This window comes from Aeromicrobium sp. REDSEA-S32_B7 (genome assembly GCF_001626145.1).
GTDB lineage: Bacteria > Actinomycetota > Actinomycetes > Propionibacteriales > Nocardioidaceae > Aeromicrobium > Aeromicrobium erythreum.
Genome location: NZ_LUNF01000291.1, coordinates 1 through 4,465 on the forward strand (window position 1 = coordinate 1; position 4,465 = coordinate 4,465).

Here is a 4,465-nt window from a genome sequence, read left to right on the forward strand (position 1 = left end):
TCGATGATGTCCGAAGATACGACGTCGAGCGCGACCGCGCGAATATCGGCCTCTGGCGACGGCAGGCGCACGCCGTTGAGCGATGACGAGACGAGATCGGGCGACAGGCCGCGGACCGATACGAAGCGGCCCTCGCCCTGGTCGTTGAGGACATTGATGCCGGGCAGGCGGCGCAGGCTTTCGGCGACGTTCTGATCGGGAAACTGGCCGATCGCGTCGCGTGTCAGCACGTCGGACACGCCATCGGCTTCCTTCTTGCGCGACAGGGCGCTCGAAAGGTTCGCGACCTGGCCGACGACTAGGATCTCATCGTCGCCAAAGCCGGTCATCGCGATCTCTGCGCGCACCGTGCCGGTGGCCGGGACGGTAATCGCGCGCCTGACCGTTTCCGCCCCGACATAGCTGATTTCGAGCGTGTAATCGCCAGCCGGAACGTCTGCGAAAAGGAACGAGCCATCGCGCTCGGTCGCGGTCACGCGGTCGATCTCGACGATGCGCACCTGCGCGCTGCGCAGCGCGATGGTGTCGGTGGCATCGGATACGGTGCCGGCAAGATCGCCGGCCTGCGCCATGCCGGGAAGTGCCAGCGCCGCAATGGCAGCCCCGGCAAGAAGCGTATTCCTGATTTTCATTATTGCCCTCCGCTATCGTTGAGAGCCGCCTAGGCGCGCAGTTTGACTGCGATATTTCCGCATCGCGTCGGTTTGCGGACAATTGCGCGTGCGCTGACGCGGTTGCGTCACAATGCGCGAGGGGCGTGCCGCGCGCCATTTCGGCCTGCGCAAGAAAGTGCGGGCCAAACGCATCATTTGCGTGTAGGGGCGCCTCCGACTGCGGGCAGTGCCCGCGCCGCGACCAGCCGGGCACCCCCCGCCCGTGCATACGCGCAACCGAAAGAATACCATGTCCCTTTCCAACCTCCCGCCGGTTATCGGCGAGGCTTTGAGCGCCCGTGGCTACGACGCGCTTACCCCCGTCCAGCAGGCCGTGACCGAACCCGAAGCGCACGGCCGCGACATGGTCGTTTCCGCGCAAACCGGGAGCGGCAAGACCGTGGCCTTCGGCCTGGCGCTTGCTCCCGAACTGCTCGACGCGGTTGGCGGCACCCCCCTGTCGGACAAGCCGCTGGCGCTGGTGATCGCGCCGACGCGCGAGCTCGCGCTACAGGTCAGCCGCGAACTCGGCTGGCTCTATGCCGGCGCCGGACTACGCATCGCCACCTGCGTCGGCGGGATGGATGCCAGCAAGGAACGCCGCGCATTGCGCGCCGGTCCGGCGATCGTCGTCGGGACCCCCGGCCGCCTGCGCGACCATCTCGAGCGCGGCGCGCTTGACCTGTCGGGCCTGATCGGCGTGGTGCTCGACGAAGCCGACGAGATGCTCGACATGGGGTTCCGCGAAGATCTCGAGGAGATCCTCGATGCGACTCCCGATACGCGCCGCACGCTGCTGTTCTCCGCGACCATGCCGCCGCAGATCCGCCGGCTCTCCAAGTCCTACCTCTCCGACCCGGCCGAGATCACCGTCAAGAACAAGACGGCGACCGCCAGCAACATCACCCAGCGCTACCTGCTGGTGTCCTACCCGCAGAAGGTCGACGCCCTCACGCGCATCCTCGAGGTCGAGAACTTCGAGGGGATGATCGTCTTCGTCCGCACCAAGAGCGAGACCGAGCTGCTCGCCGAGAAGCTGCGGGCCCGGGGCTTCGCGGCCGCGGCCATCAACGGCGACGTACCCCAGAACGTGCGCGAGCGGACCGTCCAGCAGCTCAAGGACGCCAAGCTCGACATCCTCGTCGCCACCGACGTCGCCGCTCGCGGCCTCGACGTCGAGCGGATCAGCCACGTCGTCAACTACGACATCCCCACCGACACCGAGTCCTACGTCCACCGCATCGGCCGCACCGGCCGGGCCGGGCGCAGCGGTGACGCCATCTCCTTCGTCACCCCGCGCGAGCGCTACCTGTTGCGCCACATCGAGAAGGCCACCAAGCAGCCGCTCACCGAGATGTCGCTACCCAGCGTCGAGGACGTCAACAGCACCCGGCTCACGCGCTTCGACGACCAGATCACCGAGGCGCTGCAGCAGACCGACCGGATCGCGGGCTTCCGCGACATCATCGCCCACTACGTCCGCAACCACGACGTGCCGGAGACCGACGTCGCTGCCGCGCTCGCCGTGGTCGCCCAGGGCGAGACCCCGCTGCTGCTCGACCCCAACGCCGACCAGGTGCGGATGCCCAAGTCCCGCCCCGGTGACCGCGACGACCGCGACCGTCCGGCGCGTCCGGCCCGCGAGCGGCACGGCGACACCCCGATGGCGATGTACCGCATCGCCGTGGGCAAGCGCCACAAGGTCGAGCCGCGCCAGATCGTCGGTGCGCTGGCCAACGAGGGCGGGCTGAACCGCAAGGACTTCGGGAAGATCCTCATCAAGCCCGACTTCTCCCTCGTCGAGCTCCCCGCGGACCTGCCTGCCGGCACCTTCGCCGCGCTCGAGCAGACCCGGATCTCCGGCAAGCTCATCGAGCTCGGTCCCGACTCCGGCCCGCCGTCCCGGGGCGCCCGCTCCGGGCCTCGTGGAGGCCACAAGGGCTGATCCGTCCGCCGAGAGGTCGCTCGCGCACGGCCGAGAGGTCGCTCGCGCACGGCCGAGAGGTCGCTCGCGCATGGCCGAGAGGTCGCTCGCGCACGGGGGGCCGCCGCCGAGCGTGCATGAGTGACGTCTCGAGCGTGCGTGAGTGACGGCTCGGGAGGTCGGTCGGCGGGCGGTGGCAGGATCGCTGCCATGGTGCGCACTCGGGTCCCACAGCTGCTCTCCGTGCTGGCGTTGGCGGGCTCGGTCCTGCTCGCGGGCTGCACCGAGGTCAAGGACGCCGTCGCGGGCCCCGACCCGCAACCGACGGCCACGGCGTTCGTCGAGGCGCTGGCGGCCCCTGGCGCCGAAGCGTGGCGACATCGTCGGGGCCCGCGGGCTCGCCGTCGTCACGCAGCGCCCGGTGAACCGGATCGGCATCGACAAGACCCTGGTCGGCGCGAGCCGCGCGGCGTCCGACGCCAAGGCCCTGGCCGAGGCCGTCGGCATCGACGCCACCGGCTTCGTCAAGAGCGTGAAGGCCGCGGGTGACGCCGCGTTCGTCGAGGCGATCGTGCTGCGCTCCGAGGACGTCTCCTCCCCGATGAGCATGGCCATCTCGCGCCTCAAGGGGGCCCGACGCATCGCCGCCGAGATCCCGCTCGCGCCGTCGCGGGGCTTCGCCGCACCCATCCTCGGCTCCGTCGGCCAGGTCACCGCCGAGATGGTCGAGGAGTCCCCGGACACCTACCGCCCCGGCGACGTCGCCGGCACCTCCGGGCTCCAGGCCCGCTACGACGACCGGCTGCGCGGCACCCCCGGCGCCAGCGTCGACGTGGTGCCCGCCGAGGGGTCCGACGGCGAGGTGCGCGAGGTGTTCCGGGCCGAGCCCGAGAAGGGCTCGACCCTCAAGGTCAGCCTCGACGTCGACCTCCAGGCCGAGGCCGAGGCGGTGCTGCGGCGCACCGGCCCGGCCAGTGCCCTGGTCGCGATCGACCCGAGCACCGGCGCCGTGCTCGCCGCGGCCAACGGGCCGGGCACCGGGGGCACCAACCTGGCGACGTACGGCCAGGCCGCGCCGGGCTCGACCCGACCTCGTCCGTGCAGTGCCCGGCGACGACCGTGGTCGACGGCAAGACCTTCGGCAACTACTCCGACTACCCCTCCGGGGCCACCGGGAGGATCACCCTGCGCCAGGCGGTCGCCAACTCCTGCAACACCGCCTTCATCACCAGTCGCGGGAAGATCCGAGGGACCGACCTGTATGACGCAGCCGCCTCCCTCGGCTTCGGCATCGATCACGACCTCGGCTTCCCGGCGTACTTCGGCCAGGTGCCGCAGCCGGAGACCGAGACCGAGGCGGCCGCCGACCTGATCGGCCAGGGCCGGGTGCTGGCCAGCCCGATGGTGATGGCGACGGTCGTGGCGTCGGTGCAGGCCGGCGAGACAGTGGTGCCGTGGCTGGTCAAGGACTACCGCGACGGCCCGCCCGAGGGGGCCAAGCCGCTCACCGGCGGCGAGGCGTCCGCGCTGCGCTCGATGCTGCGCGCCGTCGTCACCGACGGGAGCGGCCGCGGGCTGCTCGACGTGCCCGGGCCGGAGCTGATCGCCAAGACCGGCACCGCGGAGTTCGAGCGGGACGGCAAGGTCCTCACCCACGCCTGGATGGTCGCCGCGGGGTCCGACCTGGCCGTGGCGGTCTACGTCGACGAGGGCGAGTCCGGCTCGCGGACCGCCGGACCGTTGCTGGAGGCGTTCCTGCGCGCCGCGCGCCGCTGAGGCGCAGGCTCGAGGACGTCCGTAGGAACAACGAAGGGCCCGGAGTGCCCGGGCCCTTCGCGGCGGCGTCTGGCGGAGGGACGTGGGGACGTGCCGCCGGACGTAGATGAAC

3 protein-coding genes and 1 pseudogene are annotated in these 4,465 nt (G+C 70.9%); 3 read left to right on the top strand and 1 reads right to left on the bottom strand.

All coding sequences use genetic code 11. The features are described 5' to 3' along the window. On the bottom strand, nt 1-632 hold a 632-nt coding region (locus A6Q79_RS17065), incomplete at its 3' end, for a DUF2012 domain-containing protein (RefSeq protein ID WP_317698838.1). A gap of 208 nt (nt 633-840) precedes the next feature. Here A6Q79_RS17065 and A6Q79_RS17070 point away from each other — a divergent pair. The 3 genes and pseudogenes from A6Q79_RS17070 (at nt 841) to A6Q79_RS17080 (ending at nt 4,353) form a co-directional block, all read left to right on the top strand. After that, nucleotides 841-2,598 carry a DEAD/DEAH box helicase gene (locus A6Q79_RS17070; RefSeq protein WP_317698839.1) on the top strand — a complete coding sequence of 586 codons (1,758 nt, stop codon included), beginning with the start codon at nt 841-843 and terminating at the stop codon, nt 2,596-2,598. Nucleotides 2,599-2,770: 172 nt separating this feature from the next. Continuing rightward, a pseudogene (locus tag A6Q79_RS18770) lies at nt 2,771-3,370 on the top strand (hypothetical protein); the annotation flags it as partial. Between the two features lie 326 nt (nt 3,371-3,696). Continuing rightward, nucleotides 3,697-4,353, top strand: coding sequence for a penicillin-binding transpeptidase domain-containing protein (locus A6Q79_RS17080; protein ID WP_317698840.1), 657 nt, complete (start codon nt 3,697-3,699; stop codon nt 4,351-4,353). The last annotated feature ends 112 nt before the right edge of the window (nt 4,354-4,465 follow it).